Annotated in this window: 28 protein-coding genes; 25 read left to right on the forward strand and 3 right to left on the reverse strand. The window is 63.1% G+C overall.

The window, feature by feature from the left end; translation table 11 throughout:
* On the forward strand, positions 1-308 hold a 308-nt coding region (locus JAB1_RS29045; protein WP_139144680.1), incomplete at its 5' end, for an NADAR family protein.
* A 411-nt stretch (positions 309-719) separates the two neighbouring features.
* Here the strand turns inward: JAB1_RS29045 and JAB1_RS25490 are convergent.
* Genes JAB1_RS25490 through JAB1_RS25500 form a run of 3 tightly spaced genes read right to left on the reverse strand, consistent with a single transcriptional unit; the run spans position 720 to position 3807 of the window.
* On the reverse strand, positions 720-935 hold the full coding sequence (locus JAB1_RS25490; protein ID WP_070280078.1) for a hypothetical protein: 216 nt from the start codon (positions 933-935) through the stop codon (positions 720-722).
* A complete protein-coding gene (locus JAB1_RS25495) occupies positions 932-1999 on the reverse strand; it encodes a phage portal protein (protein ID WP_070282279.1) in 1068 nt (355 codons plus the stop codon). Before JAB1_RS25495 ends, JAB1_RS25490 begins: the two co-directional genes overlap by 4 nt.
* Positions 1996-3807, reverse strand: coding sequence for a terminase ATPase subunit family protein (locus tag JAB1_RS25500; RefSeq protein WP_070282389.1), 1812 nt, complete (start codon positions 3805-3807; stop codon positions 1996-1998). The genes JAB1_RS25495 and JAB1_RS25500 overlap by 4 nt, the downstream gene beginning before the upstream one ends.
* A gap of 136 nt (positions 3808-3943) precedes the next feature.
* Between JAB1_RS25500 and JAB1_RS25505 the strand changes: the two genes are divergently transcribed.
* From JAB1_RS25505 to JAB1_RS25610, 24 genes are all read left to right on the forward strand, one after another.
* Positions 3944-4732 (forward strand): GPO family capsid scaffolding protein, encoded by a 789-nt coding sequence (locus tag JAB1_RS25505; RefSeq protein ID WP_070282281.1) that lies wholly within the window; start codon positions 3944-3946, stop codon positions 4730-4732.
* 45 nt (positions 4733-4777) lie between these two features.
* Positions 4778-5794: a phage major capsid protein, P2 family gene (locus JAB1_RS25510; RefSeq protein ID WP_070282283.1), complete on the forward strand. Its 1017-nt coding sequence runs from the start codon at positions 4778-4780 to the stop codon at positions 5792-5794.
* 3 nt (positions 5795-5797) lie between these two features.
* Positions 5798-6514, forward strand: a complete 717-nt coding sequence (gpM, locus tag JAB1_RS25515; protein WP_070282285.1) for a phage terminase small subunit — start codon at positions 5798-5800, stop codon at positions 6512-6514.
* Positions 6515-6625: 111 nt separating this feature from the next.
* Positions 6626-7129, forward strand: a complete 504-nt coding sequence (locus tag JAB1_RS25520; protein ID WP_070282287.1) for a head completion/stabilization protein — start codon at positions 6626-6628, stop codon at positions 7127-7129.
* Positions 7129-7338 (forward strand): tail protein X, encoded by a 210-nt coding sequence (locus JAB1_RS25525; RefSeq protein WP_070282289.1) that lies wholly within the window; start codon positions 7129-7131, stop codon positions 7336-7338. The genes JAB1_RS25520 and JAB1_RS25525 overlap by 1 nt, the downstream gene beginning before the upstream one ends.
* A 47-nt stretch (positions 7339-7385) precedes the next feature.
* Complete coding sequence (locus JAB1_RS25530; protein WP_070224671.1) at positions 7386-7757, forward strand: hypothetical protein; 372 nt, start codon at positions 7386-7388, stop codon at positions 7755-7757.
* Entirely contained in the window at positions 7757-8317 is a 561-nt protein-coding gene (locus JAB1_RS25535; RefSeq protein WP_070282290.1) for a glycosyl hydrolase 108 family protein, read from the forward strand. Before JAB1_RS25530 ends, JAB1_RS25535 begins: the two co-directional genes overlap by 1 nt.
* Positions 8314-8826, forward strand: coding sequence for a lysis system i-spanin subunit Rz (locus tag JAB1_RS25540; RefSeq protein ID WP_070282291.1), 513 nt, complete (start codon positions 8314-8316; stop codon positions 8824-8826). Before JAB1_RS25535 ends, JAB1_RS25540 begins: the two co-directional genes overlap by 4 nt.
* A complete protein-coding gene (locus tag JAB1_RS25545) occupies positions 8810-9298 on the forward strand; it encodes a phage tail protein (protein WP_035825628.1) in 489 nt (162 codons plus the stop codon). The genes JAB1_RS25540 and JAB1_RS25545 overlap by 17 nt, the downstream gene beginning before the upstream one ends.
* Positions 9295-9762: a phage virion morphogenesis protein gene (locus JAB1_RS25550; RefSeq protein WP_070282293.1), complete on the forward strand. Its 468-nt coding sequence runs from the start codon at positions 9295-9297 to the stop codon at positions 9760-9762. The genes JAB1_RS25545 and JAB1_RS25550 overlap by 4 nt, the downstream gene beginning before the upstream one ends.
* 183 nt (positions 9763-9945) lie before the next feature.
* Positions 9946-10380, forward strand: a complete 435-nt coding sequence (locus JAB1_RS29755) for a hypothetical protein (protein ID WP_071653423.1) — start codon at positions 9946-9948, stop codon at positions 10378-10380.
* Positions 10381-10510: 130 nt separating this feature from the next.
* Entirely contained in the window at positions 10511-11182 is a 672-nt protein-coding gene (locus JAB1_RS25555) for a phage baseplate assembly protein V (protein WP_254672251.1), read from the forward strand.
* Positions 11179-11523 (forward strand): GPW/gp25 family protein, encoded by a 345-nt coding sequence (locus JAB1_RS25560; protein ID WP_070282295.1) that lies wholly within the window; start codon positions 11179-11181, stop codon positions 11521-11523. Before JAB1_RS25555 ends, JAB1_RS25560 begins: the two co-directional genes overlap by 4 nt.
* Positions 11520-12431, forward strand: coding sequence for a baseplate J/gp47 family protein (locus JAB1_RS25565; protein WP_070282297.1), 912 nt, complete (start codon positions 11520-11522; stop codon positions 12429-12431). The genes JAB1_RS25560 and JAB1_RS25565 overlap by 4 nt, the downstream gene beginning before the upstream one ends.
* Positions 12424-13044: a phage tail protein I gene (locus tag JAB1_RS25570; protein ID WP_070282299.1), complete on the forward strand. Its 621-nt coding sequence runs from the start codon at positions 12424-12426 to the stop codon at positions 13042-13044. Before JAB1_RS25565 ends, JAB1_RS25570 begins: the two co-directional genes overlap by 8 nt.
* Positions 13041-14468 (forward strand): phage tail protein, encoded by a 1428-nt coding sequence (locus JAB1_RS25575; RefSeq protein ID WP_070282301.1) that lies wholly within the window; start codon positions 13041-13043, stop codon positions 14466-14468. Before JAB1_RS25570 ends, JAB1_RS25575 begins: the two co-directional genes overlap by 4 nt.
* Positions 14469-14470: 2 nt before the next feature.
* On the forward strand, positions 14471-15004 hold the full coding sequence (locus JAB1_RS25580) for a hypothetical protein (RefSeq protein ID WP_070282303.1): 534 nt from the start codon (positions 14471-14473) through the stop codon (positions 15002-15004).
* 31 nt (positions 15005-15035) lie between these two features.
* On the forward strand, positions 15036-16211 hold the full coding sequence (locus JAB1_RS25585; RefSeq protein ID WP_070282305.1) for a phage tail sheath protein: 1176 nt from the start codon (positions 15036-15038) through the stop codon (positions 16209-16211).
* A gap of 50 nt (positions 16212-16261) precedes the next feature.
* Complete coding sequence (locus tag JAB1_RS25590) at positions 16262-16771, forward strand: phage major tail tube protein (protein WP_070282307.1); 510 nt, start codon at positions 16262-16264, stop codon at positions 16769-16771.
* 39 nt (positions 16772-16810) lie between these two features.
* Positions 16811-17119: a phage tail assembly protein gene (locus JAB1_RS25595; RefSeq protein ID WP_070282309.1), complete on the forward strand. Its 309-nt coding sequence runs from the start codon at positions 16811-16813 to the stop codon at positions 17117-17119.
* An 8-nt stretch (positions 17120-17127) separates the two neighbouring features.
* Entirely contained in the window at positions 17128-17241 is a 114-nt protein-coding gene (locus JAB1_RS29055; RefSeq protein WP_071653424.1) for a GpE family phage tail protein, read from the forward strand.
* A 30-nt stretch (positions 17242-17271) separates the two neighbouring features.
* Positions 17272-20112: a phage tail protein gene (locus tag JAB1_RS25600; RefSeq protein ID WP_083299990.1), complete on the forward strand. Its 2841-nt coding sequence runs from the start codon at positions 17272-17274 to the stop codon at positions 20110-20112.
* 14 nt (positions 20113-20126) lie between these two features.
* On the forward strand, positions 20127-20735 hold the full coding sequence (locus tag JAB1_RS25605; protein WP_046682352.1) for a phage tail protein: 609 nt from the start codon (positions 20127-20129) through the stop codon (positions 20733-20735).
* Positions 20732-22003 carry a phage late control D family protein gene (locus JAB1_RS25610; RefSeq protein ID WP_070282312.1) on the forward strand — a complete coding sequence of 424 codons (1272 nt, stop codon included), beginning with the start codon at positions 20732-20734 and terminating at the stop codon, positions 22001-22003. Before JAB1_RS25605 ends, JAB1_RS25610 begins: the two co-directional genes overlap by 4 nt.
* The last annotated feature ends 48 nt before the right edge of the window (positions 22004-22051 follow it).

Genomic DNA, 22051 nt, shown 5'->3' on the forward strand with positions numbered 1-22051 from the left:
CCCAAAACTACACTGAGTTCAGAGCTTTGTTACTTTCTACAGGTGATGGTCATATCGTTGAGCAATCAAGTAAAGATACATTCTGGGGCGCGCGAGTTATCGATCAAAATACTCTTGTAGGAGAGAATGTTCTCGGCCGCTTGCTTATGGAACTTAGAGAAGACGCACGAATTGACGAAAAGCAAATATTAAGGGTTGTGCCCCCTTTACCCATACCAGATTTTAACCTTTTTGGTGAGCCTATCGAAATAGTGACTGCCCCGAATTCAGAGGCGTTGCATGGTTATCGAAGCACCATGTTGTTCTAATTGCTCCGCTGACTGATATCTTTCGTGCTCGGACAATATGACCGCAATACAGCCCCGCTAGTACACTAAAACGCCCCTTCCCACACCAATACACCAGTAGCGTCAAGATACGTTCAAAGTGCGTCAAAATGCGTCAAATCGCATGTCCCCTCTTCGCCCCGCCGCACCAGTCCTCATGCGCCTTCGGCCATAACGCAAATTTGAGTCAAAAGAGCCCTATATAGCGGGCAGGTGTGGAGGGGGGACAACTGCGCGCGCCGGGCCGAAATGGGCTTTTTTCTTGCTTCTGGTGCAACATCCATCATCAGGACGTGAAAAAGCCGCCTCGTGGGCGGCTTGTGCGGTGGCTGGGGCGCTCTGGCGCGGCTGGGCTATCGCCGCCCTGCCCTGCCGGTCATCGCGGCGTGGCGGTCATCCTGGGCGGCCGGCGCGGATCATCGCCGCCTGCTCCTTCTGGTAATCATCGCGGCAATCGACGTTGCAGAACGGCAGGCCGGGCGCCAGCACCTCGTCGCAGTAGTGGCAGGCGCCGTGCGCCACCAGGCCCGGCCGGCGCCGCACGGCGGCCAAGCCGCGCGCCACCTCGGCGAAGATGATCTTGTCCGTGTTGTCGACGTGGTCGCTCATGCCGCGCCCTCCCCGCCTGTGGCCAGGTCATACGGGGCGAACTTCACCACTTCCACGCCGGCCCATTCGTTAATCGCCATGAACTGCGACTGCAGCGGCACCAGCTCATTGCGCGCGAAGACTCGCGCGGCCGGCTCAACGGCACCGAAGCCGCCTGCATTGTTCGGCAGGATGCCCATGAGCTGGGGCGGCACGCGGTGCGCGGCCAGTTGGTCGTCGCGCGTGACGCTCTTGATATTGAAAAACTCATCCTTGGCGGCCACGTCCGACACCGGCAGAATCTGGATACCGTCCTTCTTGCCGTTCGGCGCGTACATGAACAGGTTGCGGAAGTTGCCCGGCCCCTTGCTGTCGCGCATGGCCTGCCGCAGGTTGTCCACGTCCTGCGTGTTCGCCGCGGCGTCCGTCATGTAGAAGACGAAACCGGCATGCGAGCCGTTCTTGTAATACTTGCGGCGGAACAGGGTGGCCGCCTCGTTGAGCCAGGCCGATTGCAGCGCGCTCAAGTACTGCGGCACGCCATACAGCTCCTGGTTCACATCCGGTTCCATCAAGTGAAACACGCGGCCCTTGTCGAACTGATGCGCCGTGCCGTGATTGGTGACAAAGAAATACGTGTCCCAGTCGACGCCACGCCGCATGTACTTGGCCAGCGCATGCGCATAGCTCAACGGACGCCCGCTGCGGCTGGGCCTGTCTTCCAGGTAGCAGTTGCCGAAGGTGAGGAAGTCGAGCGCCAGGCGTTTAAATGCATCGCGCGACAAATACTTGCTGGGCACCAGGGTGGACGCCAGCACGTTGGCCTTGAAGTGAATGGCGCTTGAGTGATGCACGCCGGCATTGAATGACTTGGCCAGGCCAGCCAGGTTGATGGGCGGCTCATACCATTGGCCATTCTTCCAACATTCGAAGCAATCGAGAATGTCGGCGTGCTCGAGCACGGGCGTCGGGTCGCCGAAGGAAAACACCTGGGTGCCGGCGGCGTCCGGCGCCGCTGGCGTGGCTGCGTTCGTGTTGGCGCCGGGCGCGGAAGGCGCGCGGGCGCGCTGATGTCGTTTGCTCAAGAGTAAATCTCCATGATGGATTGGTTGTTGTCGGTACTGCCTTCGAAGGGTTCGTGGTCGAGCGCGTGCATGCAGGCCCATGCCAGGTCGGCATGGCCTGTCTCGTCGCTGCGCCCGGCCACATAGGTGACGTGCCGCCCGCTGGGCGTGAGGGTCTTGCGGATCGCCATGAAGGACTGCGCGATGTCGATCCAGCCGGCGTCGAATTCCAACCGGCCCTTACTGATGATGTTTTTCGCCTTCAAGACCATGCGCGTCTTGACTTCCGGCGAATAGTTGATGGCCGTGACGGCCGGGAAGAAGCCGCGCACGATGGGCAGCACGCCGATGCCCATGCCGGTCGTGTCGATGCCGATGTATTCGACGTTGTAGCGCTGCGTCATCTGGCGGATGGCTTCGGCGTGGTCTTTAAAATCCTGGCCGCGCCACTGGTGACGCTCGAGGATGCGGAACTTGCCGCCGGCCGTCATCGGCGGCGCCAGCACCACGCAGCCGGCGCTGTCGCCGTTCAAGGCCGGGTCGTAGCCGATCCATACGGCGCGGTTGCCGAAGGGGCGCAGGCCCAGCAGCGGCTTGTAGTCTTCCCACTCCACCCAGGAATCAACCATGCAGCGCTGCAGCTCGTTCAAGGGGAAGACGCTGGCAGAGTCGTCGATAAAATTGCACATCAACAGGTTTTCGAACTGGTCGGGGCTGTATTCGAAGTTGCGCAGTTCGTCGATGTCGAACAGGTTGCAGCCGCCCCGTTCGGCGTCGAGGATGGTGACGATCTGGCGCCAGAGCTTGTCCTCTCCCGTGTAGCCCGAGGCCAGGCGCTGGTGGCTCACGTCGATGTTGAATTGCTCGGCCTTGGCGCGCCGCTTGTTGAACAGCTCGCCCGTCCAGAACGGGTAGGCCTGGTGCGTGGTCGAGGACGGTGTGGAAAAGTAGGTCTTGCGCCACTTCTTGTGGATGGCCATGCCCGAGGCCACCTTGTTGAGTTCCTGGAAGTTCTGCGTCCAGAAAAATTCATCGAAGTAGAAATTGCCGTGGTAGCCCTGCGCCGTGCGCGCATTCGTGCCCAGGAAGTACAGGTGCGCGCCGTTCGGCAGCACGATGGGATCCCCCGTCAGGTCGATGCCGGCCGCCTCGCGCGCGAATTGCACGATGTATTGCTTGAAGACGTGGGCCTGGCTCTTGGAAGCGGACAGGAAAATCTGGTTGCGCCCCGTCTGCATGGCGTCGGCCAGTGCTTCGCGGGCGAAGTACCAGGTGGCGCCAATCTGGCGCGACTTGAGGATGGCGCGCGTGCGCTGGTCGCCGTTGCGATACCAAACTTTTTGATAGTCGAACAACGAGTCCTGGAAGGCGTCGAGCAGTTGGATTTTCTGCTCTTCGCTGAAATCGTTGCGCGTCGGCTTCTTCTTCGGCCCGGCATTGCGGTTTGCCAGTTTCGGGTTAAGATCGACCTCGTTGCCGCCCGGCTGCTCATAGCGGCGCACGCGCGCCGCCTGCACGATAGCGCGCATCAGCAGATCGATTTCCTTGTAGTCGCTACCGCTCTTGACCTCTTTTTCGATCAATTTCACCAGGCGCAGCTCGGCCGCCGCCTCGACGTGCTCGATGGCCTGCGCCTTGTCCCATTCGTCGCGCAACTTCCAGCTATTGATCGTGCTGCGCTTGATTCCCAGGTGGCGGGCGATGGATGAAATGCGCCAGCCCTTCCAGTACAGGGCACGCGCGGCACGGCGCGGCTCGGATTCGGGCACGGCCAGTTCGGCGATTTTCTCGTCGGGGGTTTGTTCGCTTGTTTTCTCGATTGTCAGCATGCCGCCAGCGTAGGCCGCGCGCGCGCGGAGCGGGGAAAGGCAAAAGTCGCTATGGCCCATAGCAACCCGCCCCGCATTGAATCGCAGGGCCAAGACGTTGACCATGGCGTTATCCGATCAACCGAGACACGCCACCATGCCTAAATCCCAATTCTTCCGCGTCGCCACCGAAGGCGCCACCACGGACGGTCGCAACATCGACCGCGCCACCATCGAGCAGATCGCCGCCACCTACAACCCGAAAACCTACGGCGCGCGCATCTGGCTCGAGCACATCCGCGGCATCCTGCCCGACAGCCAATTCAAGGCTTACGGCGACGTGATCGCGGTGAAAGCCGAGGAAGTGGACACCGACAGCGGCAAGAAGCTGGCCCTGTTCGCGCAGATCGAGCCGACGCCGGAACTGGTCGCCATCAACAAGGCGAAACAGAAGCTGTATTCCAGCCTGGAAATCGCCCCTGACTTTGCCGACACGGGCATGCCCTACCTGGTCGGCCTGGGCGTGACCGACAGCCCTGCCAGCCTGGGCACCGATGCACTGAAATTCTCAGCGAACCGCAAGCAGCAAAGCACCAACCTGTTTAGCGCGGCCGTCGAAGTCGAGCTGGTGTTCGATGAACCGACGGGCGTCAAGCTGGCCGATGCCATGAAAAACCTGTTGTCCCGCTTTTCCAGCAAAACCAGCGGCGACGCAGCGCAGTTCGCCGACATCAGCGAAGCCGTGGAAACCCTGGCCGGCCACGTCGTCACCGCCAACGACAACTATGCGGCAGCCGTCAAACGCCTGGATGCAGCGGAAACAGCCTTGACGGCCACGCAAACCGAACTGGCCGCCTTCAAGGCGCAGATGGACGCAGCCCCCGGCAACAGCCCGCGCCGCCCGTCCGCCACCGGCAACGACGGCGCCGTGCAAACCGAGTTTTAAGCGCGCGCCATCCCCAACACCCCATCAACAACGGAGCACCAATCAATGAAAAAGAACACCCGCCAGGTCTACAGCCAGTATGAAAACCGCCTGGGCCAACTGAACGACACGGACAACGTGTCAAAGACCTTCAGCGTGGCACCCAGCGTGCAGCAAAAGCTGGAAACGAAGATGCAGGAATCGAGCGAATTCCTGTCGAAAATCAACATCATGGGCGTGGCCGAGCAGGAAGGCGAAAAGCTGGGCCTGGGCGTGTCCGGCCCGATTGCCGGCCGGACCGACACCAAGGCAAAGGAACGCGAAACGCGCGACCTGTCTACCCTGGACAGCACGAAATACCGCTGCGAACAAACCAACTTCGACACGCACCTGACGTATGCCAAGCTGGACGCCTGGGCCAAGTTCCCCGACTTCCAGGCGCGCGTGGCCAATGCTATCGTGATTCGCCAGGCACTGGACCGCATCGTCATCGGCTTTAATGGCGTCAAGGTCATGGCCAATACCGACCTGGCGGCCAATCCACTTCTGCAGGACGTCAACAAGGGCTGGCTGCAGCACTTGCGCGAACAGGCGCCCGAGCGTGTGCTGGGCCTGGCCGGCGCCGGCTTGCCGGGCAAGGTCATCATCGGCGCGGATGCGGACGCCGACTATGCCAATCTGGACGCGGCCGTGGTCGATGCCGTCAACCTGCTCGATCCGTGGTATCAGGAAGACACAGGCCTGGTGGCCATCGTCGGGCGCAAACTCTTGAGCGATAAATATTTCCCGCTGGTGAATACCAAGCAGGCGCCCACGGAAACCTTGGCGGCCGACATTATCCTGAGCCAGAAACGCATCGGCGGCTTGCCTGCGGCGCGCGTTCCCTACTTCCCGGACAACGCCATCCTGATTACCCGCTTCGACAATCTGTCGATCTACTTCCAGGACGGCGCGCGCCGCCGCCGCGTCGAGGACAAGCCCTCGCGCGACCGCATCGAGAACTACGAATCGTCGAATGACGCCTACGTGATCGAAGACCTGGGCCTGGCCGCACTGGTGGAGCACATCGAGCTGAAAGCCTAAGCCATGCGCAATCTGTCTCCTGCCCTGCGCCATCGCGCGCGCATGCTGGCCGAGCGCACGGCCGGCGCCGCCGAGCCGCTGGGCGTGACCACCGGCAACGCTTACGACCTGATGCTGTACAAGCTGGCCGACGACCGGCGGCGCCTGAAATCTATCCAGTCGGTGGAACGCAAGATCGAGGTCAAGACCACCTTGCTGCCCGATTACGACCAGTGGATCGACGGCGTGCTGGCTGGCGGCAAGGGCGCGCAAGACGATGTCGTGGCCGCCCTGCTGGTGTGGCACATCGATACGGGTGCGTATGACCGCGCCCTGGTCATTGCCGCCTACTGCATGGAACACAAGTTCACCCTGCCCGATGGCTACAGCCGCGACATTCCGACCATGATGCTGGACGAATTCGCCGCCGCCTACCTGCAAGGCAAGCTGGGCGACGATCCTCAGCACGCCGTGGCCGTGCTGGGCGCCGTCGAAGCCATGACAGCTCTCAGCGATGCGCCCGACCAGGCACGCGCCAAGCTGCACAAGGCCATCGGCCTGGCCATGGTGGCCGTACTGGACCAGCACGACGAGGCGGACATCGCCCCGGCCCTGCTGGAACAAGCCGGCGTGGCAATGACCCAGTTGCAGCGGGCGCGGGCCTTGTCCGAGTCCGTCGGCGTCAAGAAAGAAATGGAACGGCTGGAACGGCGCATCAAGCGCGCGGCCGATTCCAGCTAAAGAGCAGCCCCCGGCGCACAGGCGGCACGGGGGGATTCTGGCCAACGCACTACCAATATCGGCCTGATGAACCCCGTCCACCGCCTCCCCTTCACTTCCACCGCAGACACCATGTCCTTTATCGCCCTCCCTCCCCGTGCTCCCGCCGCAGAAGGCGCGCCGCCGGCACTTCCCGCTCCCGGCATCGTGGAGAACGATGGCTGGTTTCCCGACATCACGCTGGCTGACATGCGCGACGCCATGCGCCTGGACGGCACTGTCACCGACGCGCGCCTGGTGCAAGCCGTCGTCGATGCCATCCTGCAGGTCAACCGCGAGCTGGCCGACTGGCAGGGCCAGCACGCCGCCGCCGGCATTGCCGCGCTGGTGGACGTGCCGGCCGCGCGCATCAACCGCGAATCCCGCCTGCTGGCGCAGTACCGGCGCGCCGTCTACAGCACGGCGAAAGCCGACTTGATCGAGCGTTACCGCGATTACGACAGCACGGCCACCTCCGTCAGCGACAAGAAAAGCATGGAGTGGCTCGACGAAGCGCCCGGCGCGCAGCGGCGCAATGCGCAATGGGCCATCGCCGATATGGTCGGCCGCACGCACCTGACAGTGGAATTGATCTGATGCAGGTGCGCACGCAGCAGCATGACACGGTAGACGCCCTGGTGTGGCGCTACCTGGGCGACGGCGAGGGATACGTCGAGCAAACCCTGGAAATGAATCCCGCGCTGGCGCGCCACGGCGCAGTGCTGCCGGCAGGCCTGGTCGTCACCCTGCAGGAATCTGCCGCCAACGTGGCCGCCGTTGCCGATCTTGTGCAGCTATGGGACTAACTTTTTTAACAACACATCTACTTATCCTCATCATGGAGAAACAAGCAATGTCCGCTGAATCGTTTGGTGGTTTCGCCACCCTGGTCAAACTGTACGGCTTCAAGGCGGCGCTGGGCATGGTCGGCGCGGCCATGCTGTACATCGTGCTGCCGCCGCTGAATGCCGACGGCACCTTCAACAAGGGCGAATTCGTCGCCCGCCTGGCCTGCGCCGGCGTGTTCTCGTGCCTGCTGGGCGGCACCGTGTACCAGCTGCTGTGCGCCCAGCTCCCGGCCATCGGCGCCATGGTCAACGCGTCCGCCATCGACCTGATCGTCGGCGCCCCCGGCTGGTGGGTATCGCGCGCCGTGGCCCTGTGGTTCCAGCGCCGCAGCGACAAGGACATTGCCGAGCTGGTCAAAGACGCGAAGGAACACTGATGGCCACCATGGAAAATCCCCTGATCGCGCGCGTCATCGACGCCATCCTGCGCGCCGAAGGTGGCTACGTGAGCGACCCGCAAGACAAGGGTGGCGAAACCAATTACGGCATCACTGTCGCCGTGGCCCGCTCGAACGGCTACACGGGGCCGATGCGCGACTTGCCTGTGGCGGTGGCGCGCGCCATCTACACGGCGCGCTACATCACGGAACCCAAGTTCGACCAGGTGCTGGCCATCCATGCCGGCATCGGCGCCGAAGTGATCGACACGGGCGTGAACATGGGGCCGCACCGCGCGGCCGAGTTCCTGCAGCGCTGGCTGAACGGTTTCAATGACACCGGCGCGCGCTATCCGGTCCTGTTCGTCGACGGCCGCCTGGGCGCGCAGTCGCTGGGCGCGCTGGCCACCTTCCTGAAATGGCGCGGCCAGGACGGCGCCGCTGTGCTTCTGCGCGCCCTGAATGGCCTGCAGGCGGCGCGCTACCTGGAAATTACCGAGGCCAACAAGACCCAGCGCCGTTTCCTGTTCGGCTGGATCAAGGAACGGGTGGCCATGTGACCGCGACCACCTGGCGCCCGCTGGCCGCCTGCCTGCTGTGCGGCGCCATCGCAGGCTGGACTGCGCAGGGCTGGCGCAAGGATGCCGCCATCGCCGCCTTGCAGCGGACGGCGGCCACTGCCAAGACCACCGCCGCCACCGAGCTGGCCCAGGCCACCGCCCGCGTGCTCACGCTGGAGCGCGCCGCCGGCGCCGCCCTGGCGCAGCGCGCCGACCACCTCACCCAGGAGCAAACCCATGCGAAAACTGAACGTGACCGTTTTAACGATGACGTGCGCAGCGGCGCTGTGCGCCTGTCAATCCCCGTTGCCAGCGGCCAGTGCGCCGCAACTGCAGATTCCACCGCTGCCGCAAGCAATCGGCACGAAACGCGCGCCGAACTTGACCCAGCGACTGCGGCAGCTCTTGACGCCATTGCCGGCGACGGCGACGACGCCACCCGTCAGCTAAACGCCTGCATCGACGCCTACAACCTGATCCGCGACACCTACCATGTACAAACCGAATAGCCTGCGCCAGCACCTGGCCGCCGCCATCCCCGACCTGCAGCGCGACCCCGACCGCCTGCTGGTCTTTGCCGACGAGGGCAACGTGGTGGCGAGTGCCACCGCCTCGCTCTCCTTCGAATACCGCTTCAAGCTCAACCTGATCGTCACCGATTATGCGGGCGACGCCGACGCCATCATGGTGGCCCTGATCGCCTGGCTCAAAGTCCACCAGCTCGACCTGATGGCCAACGAGGAAACGCGCAAGCACGGCATCGCCTTCGAGGTCGATTTTAACAACCATGAAACCGTCGATATTTCCATCAAGCTGGACCTGACCGAACGCGTCGCCGTCAAGACCGGCGAGGCGGGGCGCCTGGACATCAAGCACCTGGCCGAGATACAGCACATGCCGGCCTACGCGGACGAGTTCTGGAAGCTGTATAACGGCGACACCCTGCTGGCCGAATGGCGCACGCCCGAGGCCACGCCATGAGCGACGACCTGCACGCGCTGGAAGCCTGGGCCGGCGCCCTGCTGGCCAAGCTGCAGCCAGCCCAGCGCCGCGCCATCAACCACAAGGTCGCCATCGACCTGCGCCGCAACCAGGCGCAGCGCATCAAGGCGCAGCAGGGGCCGGATGGCGCGGCCTACCCTGCGCGCAAGCGGCGCAAGGAATTCAAGGGGAAGAATGGACGGATCAAGCGGCAAAAGGCGGCCATGTTCAACAAGATACGCACCGCGAAATACCTCAAGGTGCACGCCGATCCTGGCCAGTTGACTATCGGCTTCGTGGGCAAAGTGATGCACGTCGCACGGGTGCATCATGAGGGTCTGACGGACAACGTCACCAAGAAGGGACCGAAATACAGCTACCCCGCCCGACCGCTATTGGGGTTAAGTGAAACGGATCGGACGTTAATCCGCGAATCCTTGTTGCGTCACCTGGAAAGGTTCTGAGATGAACTGATTTACTCTTCATCCAAAGTTGGTTTCGAGGGACTGTGGTCTTTCAGGCCAAAAGCCGCAGCCCAGCAGAGGGAAAAGCTTACAAAAAATGGCGTAGAATGACTCAAACCATATGATAAGTCCTACGATTACTCTCTTAAACACCCCATAACCTATTTAAAGCGAGGTTCCATCATGGACCCGAAAATTGCAAAATTTGTCACGGTGGAAGATTGCGATTCATTTGGTGTAAATGCACGGGCCCGAGGCGCTCCACACTTGGCTGATCAGGCTCGCAAGCGCGCTATCCAAATTCGAGCCGATGCGCACGGAGCTACCAGCGACATAGAACGTGAATGCCTTCTGGCGGTATACGCTTATGAAGAAGTCCTCTCCGCCCGAAAAGGTAAACGTCAGCCAGCATCACGAACTTGGCAGATGATCAAGCGTCATGGAATTATCCCTGCCGTTGAGCGTATCGTAACCAAACGAGAGGTTTCAATGGGGTTTACCATACTGGCAGAAATGGATCTGATGGACTTCGCTTTTGAAGCGGTTGTTCTCCGCCATCCGAAAAGCTTTTCGCCTGAGGCAATTGCAATGTCCCGTACGAGATTGCCAGATTTATGAAAACCGATACGATTTATTAAGCAAAACTTCACCTGACAACATGCAGAATTCATAAACGACACTCGCGCCATAGTCGCTAAGCCGCTTATCAACCCGCCCCCGCGTGCATCCGCACGCGGACTTCGGCAACATGCACTGCATGAACGCCGACCTGTCCGACCTCCTCCGCTTGCTGCAAAACCTGATCCGCCTGGGCTCCATCGCCGAGGTCAATGGGGCCAAGGCGCGCGTGCGGCTCGGGCCAACCCTCACCACCGAATGGCTGAAATGGGCCACACGGCGCGCCGGCAGCACGCGCACCTGGTCCATGCCCACCGTGGGCGAACAGGTCATCGTCTTTTCCCCCGGCGGCGACCTGACGCGCGGCGTCATTCTGCCGGCGCTGTACTCCCAGGAATTTGACGCGCCCGAATCGAGCGACAGCATCCACACCACACACTACCCCGACGGCGCCGTGCTGCAGTATGACCATGCGGCCCATGCCTTGACGGCAGTGCTTCCCGGCGGCACAGCCACCATCACCGCCGACAAGGTCACGTCGAACGCGCCCAGCACCATTTGCACGGGCGACCTGACCGTCATGAAAAACCTGATCATCATGCAATCGGCCACCGTCAACGGCGCCACCGCGCTGAACGGCGGCGTGAACGCCAAGGCCGGCGCCGCTGGTAGCGTGGCCATGGCCGTGCAAGGGACAATCAAGGCCAGCGAGGACGTGCTGGCCGGCGCCATCAGCCTGGCCAAGCACCCGCACGGCGGCGTTAAGGCCGGCGGAGACCAGTCGGGCGGGCCACAGCCATGATGGGCATGCACGCCGCCACCGGGTGCAGCCTGACGGGCCTGGGCCACCTGCGCCAGTCGGTTGCCGACATCATCACGACGCCCATCGGCTCGCGCATCCGGCGCCGCCGCTATGGTTCGGAAGTGCCCGAACTGATTGACCAGCCCCTGAACAGCGCCACGCAGTTGCGCATCTATGCCGCCACCGCCTTTGCCCTGCGCCGCTGGGAACCGCGTTTGCAACTGTCCAGCGTGCAGCTCACGCGCGACACGGACGGCGCCATCGCCCTGCTGCTCGATGGCACGGCGAATGGGCAGGGCATCACGCTGGCCATACCCGTCAAGCAAGGCGGCAGCATATGAGCACGCCTATCGACCTGACCCAGTTGCCCGCGCCCAGCGTGGTCGAGGTGCTGGACTTCGAAGCCATCCTGGCCACCCGCAAGGCGCACCTGGTCAGCCTGCTGCCGGAAGCCGAGCGCGCCGCCGTCACGGCCCTGCTGGAGCTGGAATCGGAGCCGGCCACCAAGCTGCTGGAAGAGAATGCGTATCAGGAAACCATCCTGCGCAACCGCGTCAACGAGGCGGGCAAGGCCGTCATGCTGGCCTTCGCCCTCGATGGCGACCTCGATCAACTGGGCGCCAACGTCAACGTGGCGCGCCTGGTCATCACGCCGGCCAATCCCAACGCCCTGCCGCCCGTGTCCGCCGTCATGGAAGACAACGACGCCTATCGCCTGCGCATCCAGGAAGCGCCGGACGGCCTGTCCGTTGCCGGCCCGAAAGCCTCCTACGAATTCCACGCCCGCAGCAGCGACGGCCGCGTCAAGGATGCGAGCGCCACCAGCCCCGCGCCGGCGCACGTCATCGTCACGGTGCTGGCCAACAACGACACGGGCATCGCCGACGCCGCGCTGCTGGCCACCGTGGCGCGCGCGCTCAACGCCGAGGAAGTGCGCCCCCTGGGCGACCGCTTGAGCGTGCAAGCCGCCCAGGTCATCGACTACCAGATCGAGGCCACCTTGTTTATCGGCGTCGGCCCGGAAGTGCCGATTTTGCTGGACGCCGCGCGCGCCAACGCCGTGCGCGTGTCGCAGCCGCGCCGTCCGCTGGGCCACAGCATCTACCGTTCCGCCTGCAGCGCAGCCGTCCACGTCGAAGGCGTGCGCAAGGTCGTGCTCACCAGCCCGGCGGCCGACATCGAACTGAACGCCACCCAGGCCGCGCGCTGCACGGCCATCAAGCTCAATGTCGTGGTGCTCGATGAATAAGCACGTGGCCACCCTGCCGCCCAACACCACGGCGCTGGAGCGCGCCATTGCCATGGCCTGCGCCGAGCTGGTCAACGTGCCCGTGCCGCTGCGCGACCTGTGGAACGCCGACCGCTGCCCCGTCAACTTGTTGCCGTTTCTGGCCTGGGCCTGTTCCGTGGACCGCTGGGACGACGCCTGGCCCGAGTCGATCAAGCGCGGCACGATCAAGGCGTCCTATTTCATCCACAAGCACAAGGGCACCATTGCCGCCGTGCGCCGCGTGGTCGAGTCCCTGGGCTATCTGATCCGCATCACCGAATGGTGGCAAACCACGCCACCGGGCATGCCGGGCACCTTCCGCCTCGACGTCGGCGTGCTGGACACGGGTATCACGGACGCCATGTTTCAGGAAATGGAACGCCTGATCGCCGACGCCAAGCCCGTCAGCCGTCATATGACGGGCCTGGCGATTTATCTGGAAAGTCGCGGCAGCATCTACGCGGGCGCTTGCGCGTACCAAGGCGACGCCATGACCGTGTATCCCTGGATCGCGGAAACCATCGAAGTGCGCGGCACGCTGTTGCAAGCCGGCGCATCCCATACCATCGACACCCTGACCATCTATCCATGAGCACATACTTTGCCATCCTGACCGAAGTGGGCGAGGCCAAGCTGGCCAACGCCATCGCCCTGGGTCAAACCCTGAAACTGAAAACCATGGCCGTGGGCGACGGTAACGGCAATCTGCCCATGCCGTCGCGCACGCAAAAGGCGCTGGTGCATGAAGTGCGCCGTGCCGGCCTGAATCAGCTGAGCATCGATCCGGCCAATGCCAGCCAGATCATCGTCGAACAGGTGCTGCCCGAGAATGTGGGCGGCTGGTGGATACGCGAAATCGGTATCTACGACGAGGCCGGCGACCTGTGCGCGGTGGCCAACTGCCCGCCCAGCTATAAACCTGTGATGGCCGAGGGCAGCGCGCGCACGCAAGTGGTGCGCATCGTGCTGATCGTCGCCAGCACGGCCGCCATCGAGCTGAAAATCGACCCGTCCGTCATTCTGGCCACCCGTAAATATGTTGATGACCAAGACATTACCGTCCGCGCCTACAGCGATGAAAAGCTGGCCAAGCACCTGGCCTCTCTTGATCCGCACCCGCTGCTGGCCAAAGTCGCCTATGTCGATCAGCAAAACACCAGCGCGCGCAGCTATGGCGATCAGCAACTGGCCAAGCACCAAGCTGCCGCCGACCCGCATCCGCTGCTGGCCAAGGTCGCCTATGTCGATCAGCAACTGGCCAAGCACCAGGCTGCCGCAGATCCGCACGCGCAATACAGCATGAAAGAGATAGCGACACCGCAGAAGTTCGACGCGTCGAGCAAGCTGGTCAACGCCGATTTTGTACAGCGCGCGCAGGGAAACATGGTCCGCTATGCCGAAGTCATTGAGAATCGCACGCTCACCGTCGATGACATGGGCTGCGCCCTGTACTTCCCTTCCGCAGGCAAGACCATCACCATCCCCGACCCGATATCGCTGGGCATCCCCAACAATTCCGGCAAGTGCGTCAGATTTTTCGGGCTTGTCAATGCCGGCACCATCCTGGCCGGGCCCGGCGTGAGTATCGGACTGGATGTCGGCAATGTGCCAAGCATCACGATCAAGCAGGGGCAATTCCTGACCCTCATGGCCACTAGCGCCAAAGTGTGGCAAGTCATTGAATCGACCGCCGAGCTGTGGCGCAACGCCGATTTTTCTGGAGAGCTTGGCGTATTAAGAAATTGGCGGCGCCTTCCGAATGGCGATATCGAACAATGGGGAACCATCGCAGGGTCCGCCAGCATGGCGCCATTCACCCCGAACCTGACGTTTCCCATCGCCTTCCCGAATGCCTGCCGCGCCATCACGGTGCAGTGCATGAATGAACTGTCAACGGCTGGCTACAGCGGTCGCACGACAGATAAAACGCTCTCACGCACTGGCGCGTGGGTTGCCAACTCCAACGGCGTGAACGCCGTTCCCGACGTTCTCAGCTGGCGCGCGATTGGCAACTGAGCATGACGTCTATTATCGAAAGCGAGTCCACCATGTTCTTTTCAAACAGTACGCGCGGCTTTTATCCAGAGCAAATGCGTGCCGACTACGATGCCGCAGGCACCTGGCCGGACGATGCCGTTGAGGTATCGCCCGAAGACGAGGTGCGCCTGCGCGACGCCATCGCCGCGTGCGCAGCCATCCGCCTGACCGCCGGCGGAAAGTGGAAAATCACCGCCGCGCTGCCGCCACCGTTTGCCGTGCTGGCCGCGCCGGTTCTGGCCGGCGTGCGCCAGACGCGCGACGCCATCCTCAACCGCCTAGCCGGCATCGGCTTTGCCGCCATGGCCGACGGCGACGCGGATACCGTGCAAGCCATCGCGGCGGCGCGCGCCTGGCTGCTCGACATCACCATCTGCCCGACGGTTGCCGCCGCGCAGGACATCGAGGCGCTGCAAGCGGCCGTCAACGCGGAATACGCGCGCATCGCGGCCACCCTGTCTGGCGAGGCCCGGCGCGCCTTCGACGATACCGCCGGCATGGCATCCACTCTGTAACGCCCCATTCACCACTCACCAGGAGAGCCCTATGGCCACCGACTACCACCATGGCGTGCGCGTCATTGAAATCAATGAGGGTTCGCGCCCGATCCGCACCGTCTCCACGGCCGTGCTGGGCCTGATCGCCACGGCCGACGATGCCGACGCGGCCGCCTTCCCGCTGAATAAACCCGTGCTCGTCACCAACGTGCTGGCCGCCATGGGCAAGGCCGGCAAGAGCGGCACCTTGTACCGCGTGCTGAAAGCGATTGCCGCGCAGACCAAGCCCTTGACGGTCGTGGTGCGCGTGGCCGAAGGCGAGACGGAAGCGGAAACCACCAGCAACGCCGTGGGCGGCGTGTCGCCGGACGGCCAGTACCTGGGCGCCCAGGCCTTGCTGGCCGCGCAAAGCAAACTCGGCGTGAAACCGCGCATCCTGGGCGCGCCGGGCCTGGATACCCAGGCCGTCACCAATGCCCTGGCCAGCGTGGCGCAGCGCCTGCGCGCCTTTGCCTACGCGTCGGCCTACGGCTGCGCCACCGTCACGGAAGCCATCACTTACCGCGGCCAGTTCGGCCAGCGCGAGCTGATGCTCATCTGGCCGGATTTTGTGAACTGGGATACCGCCATCGATGCCGAGGCCAGCATGTCGGCCGTCGCTTACGCCATGGGCCTGCGCGCCAAGATCGACGAGGAAACGGGCTGGCACAAAACGCTGTCGAACGTGGTCGTGAATGGCCCGACCGGCATCAGCAAGGACGTATTTTTCGACTTGCAAGACCCGGCCACGGATGCCGGCATGCTCAACGCCAAGGAAGTCACGACCCTGATCAACATGGGCGGTTACCGCTTCTGGGGTTCGCGCACTTGCGAGGCGCCGGGCGGCTTCTTCTATTTCGAAAGCTACACGCGCACGGCCCAGGTACTGGCCGACACCATTGCCGAAGCGCATTTCGCCTATGTCGATGTGCCCTTGCATCCGTCCCTGGTGCGCGACCTGCTGGAAAGCATCAATGCCAAGTTCCGCGACTTGAAACTGCAGGGCTACATCATCGACGGCCATGCCTGGTATGACGAGCAGTACAACGACAAGACAGGCTTGAAAGACGGCAAGCTGGCCATCGATTACGACTACACGCCCGTGCCGCCGCTGGAAAACCTGAAATTCCAGCAGCGCATCACCGACCGCTACCTGGCCGACTTCGCCTCGCGCATCGCGGCTTAACCATCCCCGTGCCCGCCGCGTGCGGGTGCCACTGACCACTGGAGAACACTATGGGCATGCCCCACAAACTCAAGCAATTCAACGTATTTCAAAACGGCGTCCTATTCATGGGCATGGTGCCCGAAGTCACCTTGCCCAAGCTCAGCCGCAAGATGGAAGAGTACCGCGCCGGCGGCATGAGCGGCCCTGTATCGGTCGACTTCGGCAACGAGGCGCTGTCGCTGGAATGGAGCGCCGGCGGCCTGATCGCCGAAGCGCTGAAACAGTACGGCGCGCATACGCACGGCGCCGTGCAACTGCGCTTTGCCGGCGCCTACCAGAACGACGAAGACGGCAACGTCGCCGCCGTCGAGGTCGTCGTGCGCGGCCGCTACAAGGAAATCGACATGGGCGCGGCCAAGATGGGCGACGACACGACCCACAAATACACGATGGCTTGCAGTTATTACAAGCTGATGATCGACGGCGCCACCGTCATCGAACTGGACTTCATGAGCGGCACCGAGAACTTCGGCGGCGGCGATACCAACGCCGCTATCCGCAAGGCCATCGGCCTGTAATCCCCCCTTTTTTAATCACACCACGACAAGGACCACACCATGCACAACGATACCCAACACCAAGCCGTCATCGAACTGGACGAACCGATCAAGCGCGGCGACACCTTCATCACCTCGCTCACCGTGCGCAAGCCCAAGGCGGGCGCCCTGCGCGGCATTTCCTTGATCGAGCTGGCCAACCTGAACGTGTCGGCCCTGCAGATCGTGCTGCCGCGCATTACCGAGCCGACCTTGACGGCGCACGACATCGCCAACATGGACCCGGCCGACCTGCTGGCCGTGGGCGCCGAGGTTGCCGGTTTTTTGGCGAGCAAAGCCGATCGCCTTTCGGTATCCCCGGCGAAGTAGAAGACGCCATGGCCGACATTGCCGGCATCTTCCACTGGACGCCGGCAGCGATGGACGGCTTTACGATTGATGAACTGATGGCCTGGCGCGAACGCGCCCGGCAGCGAAGCGGAGCGGAATAGATGGCTGGTCGGGATTTGAGGTTACAGGTAGTGTTTGCAGCGCTGGACAAGATCACCGGCCCGCTGAAAAAGATCATGGGCGGTTCCAGCGACACGGCCAAGGCATTGAAGGCCACCAGCGACCGCTTGCGCGATCTGAATGCCCAGCAGAAAAACATCAGCAAGTTCCGCGAGCTGCACGGCGGCCTGGACGCCACCCGCACCAAGCTGGAGGCGGCCCAGCAAAAGGTGGCCAGCCTGGCCACCAAGATGAAGCAGACGGAGGCGCCCACGCGCGCCATGACGCGCGAATTTAACGCCGCCGTCAAAGCGGCCGGCGCCTTGAAGACGGCAGGCCAGCAGCAGGCCCAGCAACTGCAGGTCATGCGCGAGCGCCTGGCGGGCGCCGGCATCGGCACCAAAGACCTGGCCAACCAGGAACGCACCTTGCGCCGCGAAATCGAGGCCACCAACAAAACCATGACGCTGCAGCAGCAGAAGCTGGCCAATGCAGCCGCCAGGCAGCAGCGCGTCACCAACGCCACCCAGCACGCCGACAAGCTGCGCAACAAAGCGGGCAACCTGGCCATGGCCGGCGCAGGCGCCACCGCCACGGGCGCCGTCATCGGCGCGCCCGTCGTCAAGGGGCTGAACGAGGCCAAGCACTATCAAACGGAAGTGGGCAGGGTCAACGCGCTGGGCCTGGGCGACAAAGTGTCAGCCGAGGCCGTCGCCTTCGCGCGCAACATGAAGACCTACGGCACCAGCCAGCTCGACAACCTGCAGCTGATGCGCGACGGCATGAGTGCCTTTGCCGACGTGCACCACGCGGAAATGGTCGCCCCTACCCTGGCCAAGATGAAGTTCGCCAATCACGCCTTCTTTGGCGAGGCCGAAGGCGCCGACAACGAACGCAAGTTCATGGATATGCTCAAGGTGATCGAGCTGCGCGGCGGCCTGGAGAGCAAGGAAAAGTTTGAGGCCCAGGCCAATATCGTGCAGCAGGTGATTACCGCCACGGGCGGGCGCGTCGGCCCGAATGAATGGCTGAACATGATCAAGACGGGCGGTATCGCCGCCAAGGGCTTGAAAGACGACGCCTTTTACTACCAGATGGAACCGCTGGTGCAGGAAATGAGCGGCAACCGCGTCGGCACGTCCCTCATGAGCGCCTATCAGAACTTGTACCAGGGCCGCACGACGAAGCGCTCGGCCAGGAAGCTGGAAGAGTTCGGCCTGATTGGCGACAAGAGCAAGGTCAAGCACGACAAGGCGGGGCAAGTCTCGTTCCTCGATCCCGGCGCGCTGCTGGGCGCGGAACTGTTCCGCGAAAACCAGTTCGAATGGCTGGAAAAGGTACTGTTGCCGCAACTTGCCAAGAAGGGCATCACGGAAAAGAAACAGGTGCTCGACGCCATCGGCAGCATCTTTTCCAACCGCACGGCCTCGAACCTGTATTCGCAGATGTACTTGCAGCGCGTGCAGATCCACAAGAACGAAAAGCTCAACCGTGGCGCTGCCGATATCGGCAAGCTGGAAAAGCTGGGGCGCGACTCGGCCGCCGGTAAGGAACTGGAAGCGCAGTCCAAGCTGGCCAACCTCAAGCTCACCATGGGCGAGAAAATTCTGCCGCTGTACGCGCAGGGGCTGGAACTGGCGATTTCCGCCGTCACGCGCCTGAACGGCTTCATGGAACGCAACCCGACCGTGGCCAAGCTCATGATTACCGCCTTCGCCGTGCTGGCCGGCCTGCTGCTGGTGCTCGGCCCGCTGATGTTGGGCATTGCCGCCCTGATTGGCCCGTATGCCATGCTGCACGTCATGTTCGCCAAGATGGGCGTGACCGGCGGCGTGCTCACGCCCATCCTGCGCGGGCTGGGCAGTGCCTTCATGTGGGCCGGGCGTGCCGTGCTGTGGCTGGGGCGGGCTCTTCTGATGAACCCGATTGGCATCGCCGTCACGGTCATTGCCGGCGCCGCCTTCCTGATCTACACATACTGGGAGCCGATCAAGGCTTTCTTCGGCGGCCTGTGGTCGGACGTTAAGGCGGCGTTTGCCGGCGGCTTTACTGGCATCAACAGCCTGATCGCCGACTGGTCACCGTTGGGTCTGTTCTATCGCGCCTTCTCGGGAGTGTTGGGCTGGTTCGGCATCGCGCTGCCGGCCAAGTTCACCGACTTTGCCGCCACTATCCGGCACAGCATTGTCGAGGGACTGGCGCCGCTGACAGGCTTCATCGCCAGTCTGTGGTCGCAGCTGAAAACCACCTTCAGCGGCGGCATGGCCAGTATCAGCGCCCTGATTATCAACTGGTCCCCCGTCGGCGTGTTTTATCAGGCTTTCGCGGGCGTCATGAGCTGGTTCGGCATCAAGCTGCCGGCCCAGTTCACCGAGTTCGGCGCCAACATCCTGCGCGGCCTGGTCAACGGCATCACCGGCTCCATGGACGCCGTCAAGGACGCCATCAGCAATGCCGGTTCCAGCACCATTGCCTGGTTCAAGGAAAAGCTGGGCATCCACAGCCCGAGCCGCGTGTTTGCCCAGCTCGGCGACTACACCATGCAAGGCTTGGCTGTGGGCCTGGATCGCAGCGAGGGCGCGCCCATTGCCAAGGTGTCTACCCTGGCGCAGCGCCTGACGCAATTGGGCGCCGGCATCGCCATCGGTACGGCCACCGCTTTGCCGGCCAGCGCCTTCGACACGCGCGCCCCGCTGTCCCAGGGCGGGTTCGGCGCAGGCATGACGATTCAGGGCGACAAGATCGAAATCACGATCCAGGCGCAAGCCGGTTCCGATCCGCAAGCCATCGCCCGCGCCGTGTATGCAGCCATGGAACAGCGTGACCGTGAAAAAGCGGCACGCATCCGCTCGTCCCTGCGCGACCACGACTAAGAAAGAAGCACACCATGATGATGATTTTAGGAATGTTCGTATTCAGCCTGCCGACCTTGGCCTATCACGAGCTGCAGCGGCAAACGGAATGGAAGCATGCCAGCACGGCCCGCGTAGGCCTGCGCGACGCGCATCAATACGTGGGGCCAGGTGACGACACGATTACCCTGTCGGGCTGGGTGGCGCCGGAGCTGACCGGCTCCCTGTACTCGCTCGATGCGCTGCGCATGATGGCCGACACGGGTAAATCGTGGATTTTGATCCAGGGCACGGGCCGCATTCTCGGTTCCTACCGCATCACGAGCATGACCGAGGGCCGCACCATCCTCGACGGCAGCGGCGGCGCGCGGCGCGTCGAGTTCTCGATTGCACTCAAACGCGACGATGACGGTGTGCTGGCCATGGTCGGCCTGGGCGATATCGGCGACCTGAAAAACATGCTCAGCATCGACGGCATGACCAGCAGTATCGCGGGCGCTGCCAAGAATGCCGTGGGCAGCGTGGTGGGCAATGTGGTCGGCGGCATCACGTCGAAATACGGCGGCGTGGTCAGCGAGATGAAAGACAAGATCGGCGGCAGCATCAGCGGCGCCATCGGCAGCGCGGCGGACAAGTTCAAATGAGCGAGCACATCCCCGCCTTCAAGGTCAGCATCGAGGACAAGGATTTGACGGCCGTCGTTTCACCGCGGCTAATCAATCTCACGTTGACCCTGTGCCGTGGCGACGAGAGCGACCAGCTCGATATCTCGCTCGATGACAGCGACGGCAAGCTGGCCCTGCCGCCGCGCGGCGCGCAGATCGCCCTGGCGCTGGGCTGGCAAGCGTCCGGTCTGGTGGACATGGGCAAGTTCACCGTCGACGAGGTGGAGCACAGCGGCGCGCCCGACACCATCACCTTGCGCGCCAGGTCGGCCAACCTGATCGACACCTTCAAACAGCAGCAGGAACACAGCTTTCACAAGACCACCCTGGGCGCCATCATCGAGGCGATTGCCTTTCGCAACGAGCTGGCGTCGGGTGTATCGGCGCGCCTGCGCGACATCGCCATCGAGCACATCGACCAGACCCACGAAAGCGATGCGGCCTTCCTGCGTCGGCTGGGCAGGAAATACGATGCGGTGGCCACCGTCAAGAACGATACTTTGCTCTTCATCCCCATCAACCAGAGCCGCACGGCCAGCGGCAAGGCGCTGCCCGTCATTCCCATCACGCGCGCGCTGGGCGATGGCCACCGCTACCACAGCGCCGAAAGCGACGCCTACTCGGGCGTGCGCGCCTTCTGGCATGACGAACGCTACGCGCGGCGCCGCAGCGTGGTGGCCGGAGTGCCCGGCAACAGCAAGCGCCTGCGCACCACCTTCGCCAACGAAATCGACGCGCGCGCGGCGGCCGTGGCCGAATGGCAACGCATCCTACGCGGCCTGGCCACCTTTGAAATGAGCCTTGCCCTGGGCAACCCGGCCGTGTTCCCGCAATCGCCCGTGACCGTGCAAGGCTTCAAGCCCGAGATCGACGCCACCGAATGGCTATCGGTCAAGGTCACGCACAGCCTGGGCGGCAGCGGCTTCACCACGCGGGTGGAATTTGAAACGAAAACGGAAGCGGTGGAGGCCGAGCGCGAGGACGAGAAAGACCCGGACGAAGGCATCACGGGCGTGGTGGCCAAGTGGAAGGATGTGGCGGCGAAGAAGAAAAAAGCGGGGCAGGAGCAGGCCGGTGCTACGGGCACGCTCAAGACGCTGGAACACCTTTACAAGAGCAAGCAGGCCGCCAAGCGGGCCGTGCTAAACGCGTGGAGGCATATTGAGGAGGTTCGGGACATCATCCGCGAAAACAACGAGGAAACTTGGAGGCCTACGCAGGCAGTAGCCAGCGCAGACGCAGCATGAACGTGCGCAATTACATCCGCTCAGCGACTGCTTTCGCCCCAAAGCGGA

The sequence above is a fragment of the Janthinobacterium sp. MP5059B genome, from assembly GCF_001758645.1.
Lineage (GTDB): Bacteria > Pseudomonadota > Gammaproteobacteria > Burkholderiales > Burkholderiaceae_D > Janthinobacterium > Janthinobacterium lividum.

Excerpts from the sequence above, each read along its gene's own strand:
- JAB1_RS25490 (WP_070280078.1), bottom strand. The coding sequence starts at position 935 with ATGAGCGACCACGTCGACAACACGGACAAGATCATCTTCGCCGAGGTG.
- JAB1_RS25500 (WP_070282389.1), bottom strand. The coding sequence starts at position 3,807 with ATGCTGACAATCGAGAAAACAAGCGAACAAACCCCCGACGAGAAAATC.
- JAB1_RS25505 (WP_070282281.1), top strand. The coding sequence starts at position 3,944 with ATGCCTAAATCCCAATTCTTCCGCGTCGCCACCGAAGGCGCCACCACG.
- JAB1_RS25510 (WP_070282283.1), top strand. The coding sequence starts at position 4,778 with ATGAAAAAGAACACCCGCCAGGTCTACAGCCAGTATGAAAACCGCCTG.
- gpM (WP_070282285.1), top strand. The coding sequence starts at position 5,798 with ATGCGCAATCTGTCTCCTGCCCTGCGCCATCGCGCGCGCATGCTGGCC.
- JAB1_RS25520 (WP_070282287.1), top strand. The coding sequence starts at position 6,626 with ATGTCCTTTATCGCCCTCCCTCCCCGTGCTCCCGCCGCAGAAGGCGCG.
- JAB1_RS25525 (WP_070282289.1), top strand. The coding sequence starts at position 7,129 with ATGCAGGTGCGCACGCAGCAGCATGACACGGTAGACGCCCTGGTGTGG.
- JAB1_RS25530 (WP_070224671.1), top strand. The coding sequence starts at position 7,386 with ATGTCCGCTGAATCGTTTGGTGGTTTCGCCACCCTGGTCAAACTGTAC.
- JAB1_RS25535 (WP_070282290.1), top strand. The coding sequence starts at position 7,757 with ATGGCCACCATGGAAAATCCCCTGATCGCGCGCGTCATCGACGCCATC.
- JAB1_RS25545 (WP_035825628.1), top strand. The coding sequence starts at position 8,810 with ATGTACAAACCGAATAGCCTGCGCCAGCACCTGGCCGCCGCCATCCCC.
- JAB1_RS25550 (WP_070282293.1), top strand. The coding sequence starts at position 9,295 with ATGAGCGACGACCTGCACGCGCTGGAAGCCTGGGCCGGCGCCCTGCTG.
- JAB1_RS29755 (WP_071653423.1), top strand. The coding sequence starts at position 9,946 with ATGGACCCGAAAATTGCAAAATTTGTCACGGTGGAAGATTGCGATTCA.
- JAB1_RS25555 (WP_254672251.1), top strand. The coding sequence starts at position 10,511 with ATGCACTGCATGAACGCCGACCTGTCCGACCTCCTCCGCTTGCTGCAA.
- JAB1_RS25560 (WP_070282295.1), top strand. The coding sequence starts at position 11,179 with ATGATGGGCATGCACGCCGCCACCGGGTGCAGCCTGACGGGCCTGGGC.
- JAB1_RS25565 (WP_070282297.1), top strand. The coding sequence starts at position 11,520 with ATGAGCACGCCTATCGACCTGACCCAGTTGCCCGCGCCCAGCGTGGTC.
- JAB1_RS25570 (WP_070282299.1), top strand. The coding sequence starts at position 12,424 with ATGAATAAGCACGTGGCCACCCTGCCGCCCAACACCACGGCGCTGGAG.
- JAB1_RS25575 (WP_070282301.1), top strand. The coding sequence starts at position 13,041 with ATGAGCACATACTTTGCCATCCTGACCGAAGTGGGCGAGGCCAAGCTG.
- JAB1_RS25580 (WP_070282303.1), top strand. The coding sequence starts at position 14,471 with ATGACGTCTATTATCGAAAGCGAGTCCACCATGTTCTTTTCAAACAGT.
- JAB1_RS25585 (WP_070282305.1), top strand. The coding sequence starts at position 15,036 with ATGGCCACCGACTACCACCATGGCGTGCGCGTCATTGAAATCAATGAG.
- JAB1_RS25590 (WP_070282307.1), top strand. The coding sequence starts at position 16,262 with ATGGGCATGCCCCACAAACTCAAGCAATTCAACGTATTTCAAAACGGC.
- JAB1_RS25595 (WP_070282309.1), top strand. The coding sequence starts at position 16,811 with ATGCACAACGATACCCAACACCAAGCCGTCATCGAACTGGACGAACCG.
- JAB1_RS29055 (WP_071653424.1), top strand. The coding sequence starts at position 17,128 with ATGGCCGACATTGCCGGCATCTTCCACTGGACGCCGGCAGCGATGGAC.
- JAB1_RS25605 (WP_046682352.1), top strand. The coding sequence starts at position 20,127 with ATGATGATGATTTTAGGAATGTTCGTATTCAGCCTGCCGACCTTGGCC.
- JAB1_RS25610 (WP_070282312.1), top strand. The coding sequence starts at position 20,732 with ATGAGCGAGCACATCCCCGCCTTCAAGGTCAGCATCGAGGACAAGGAT.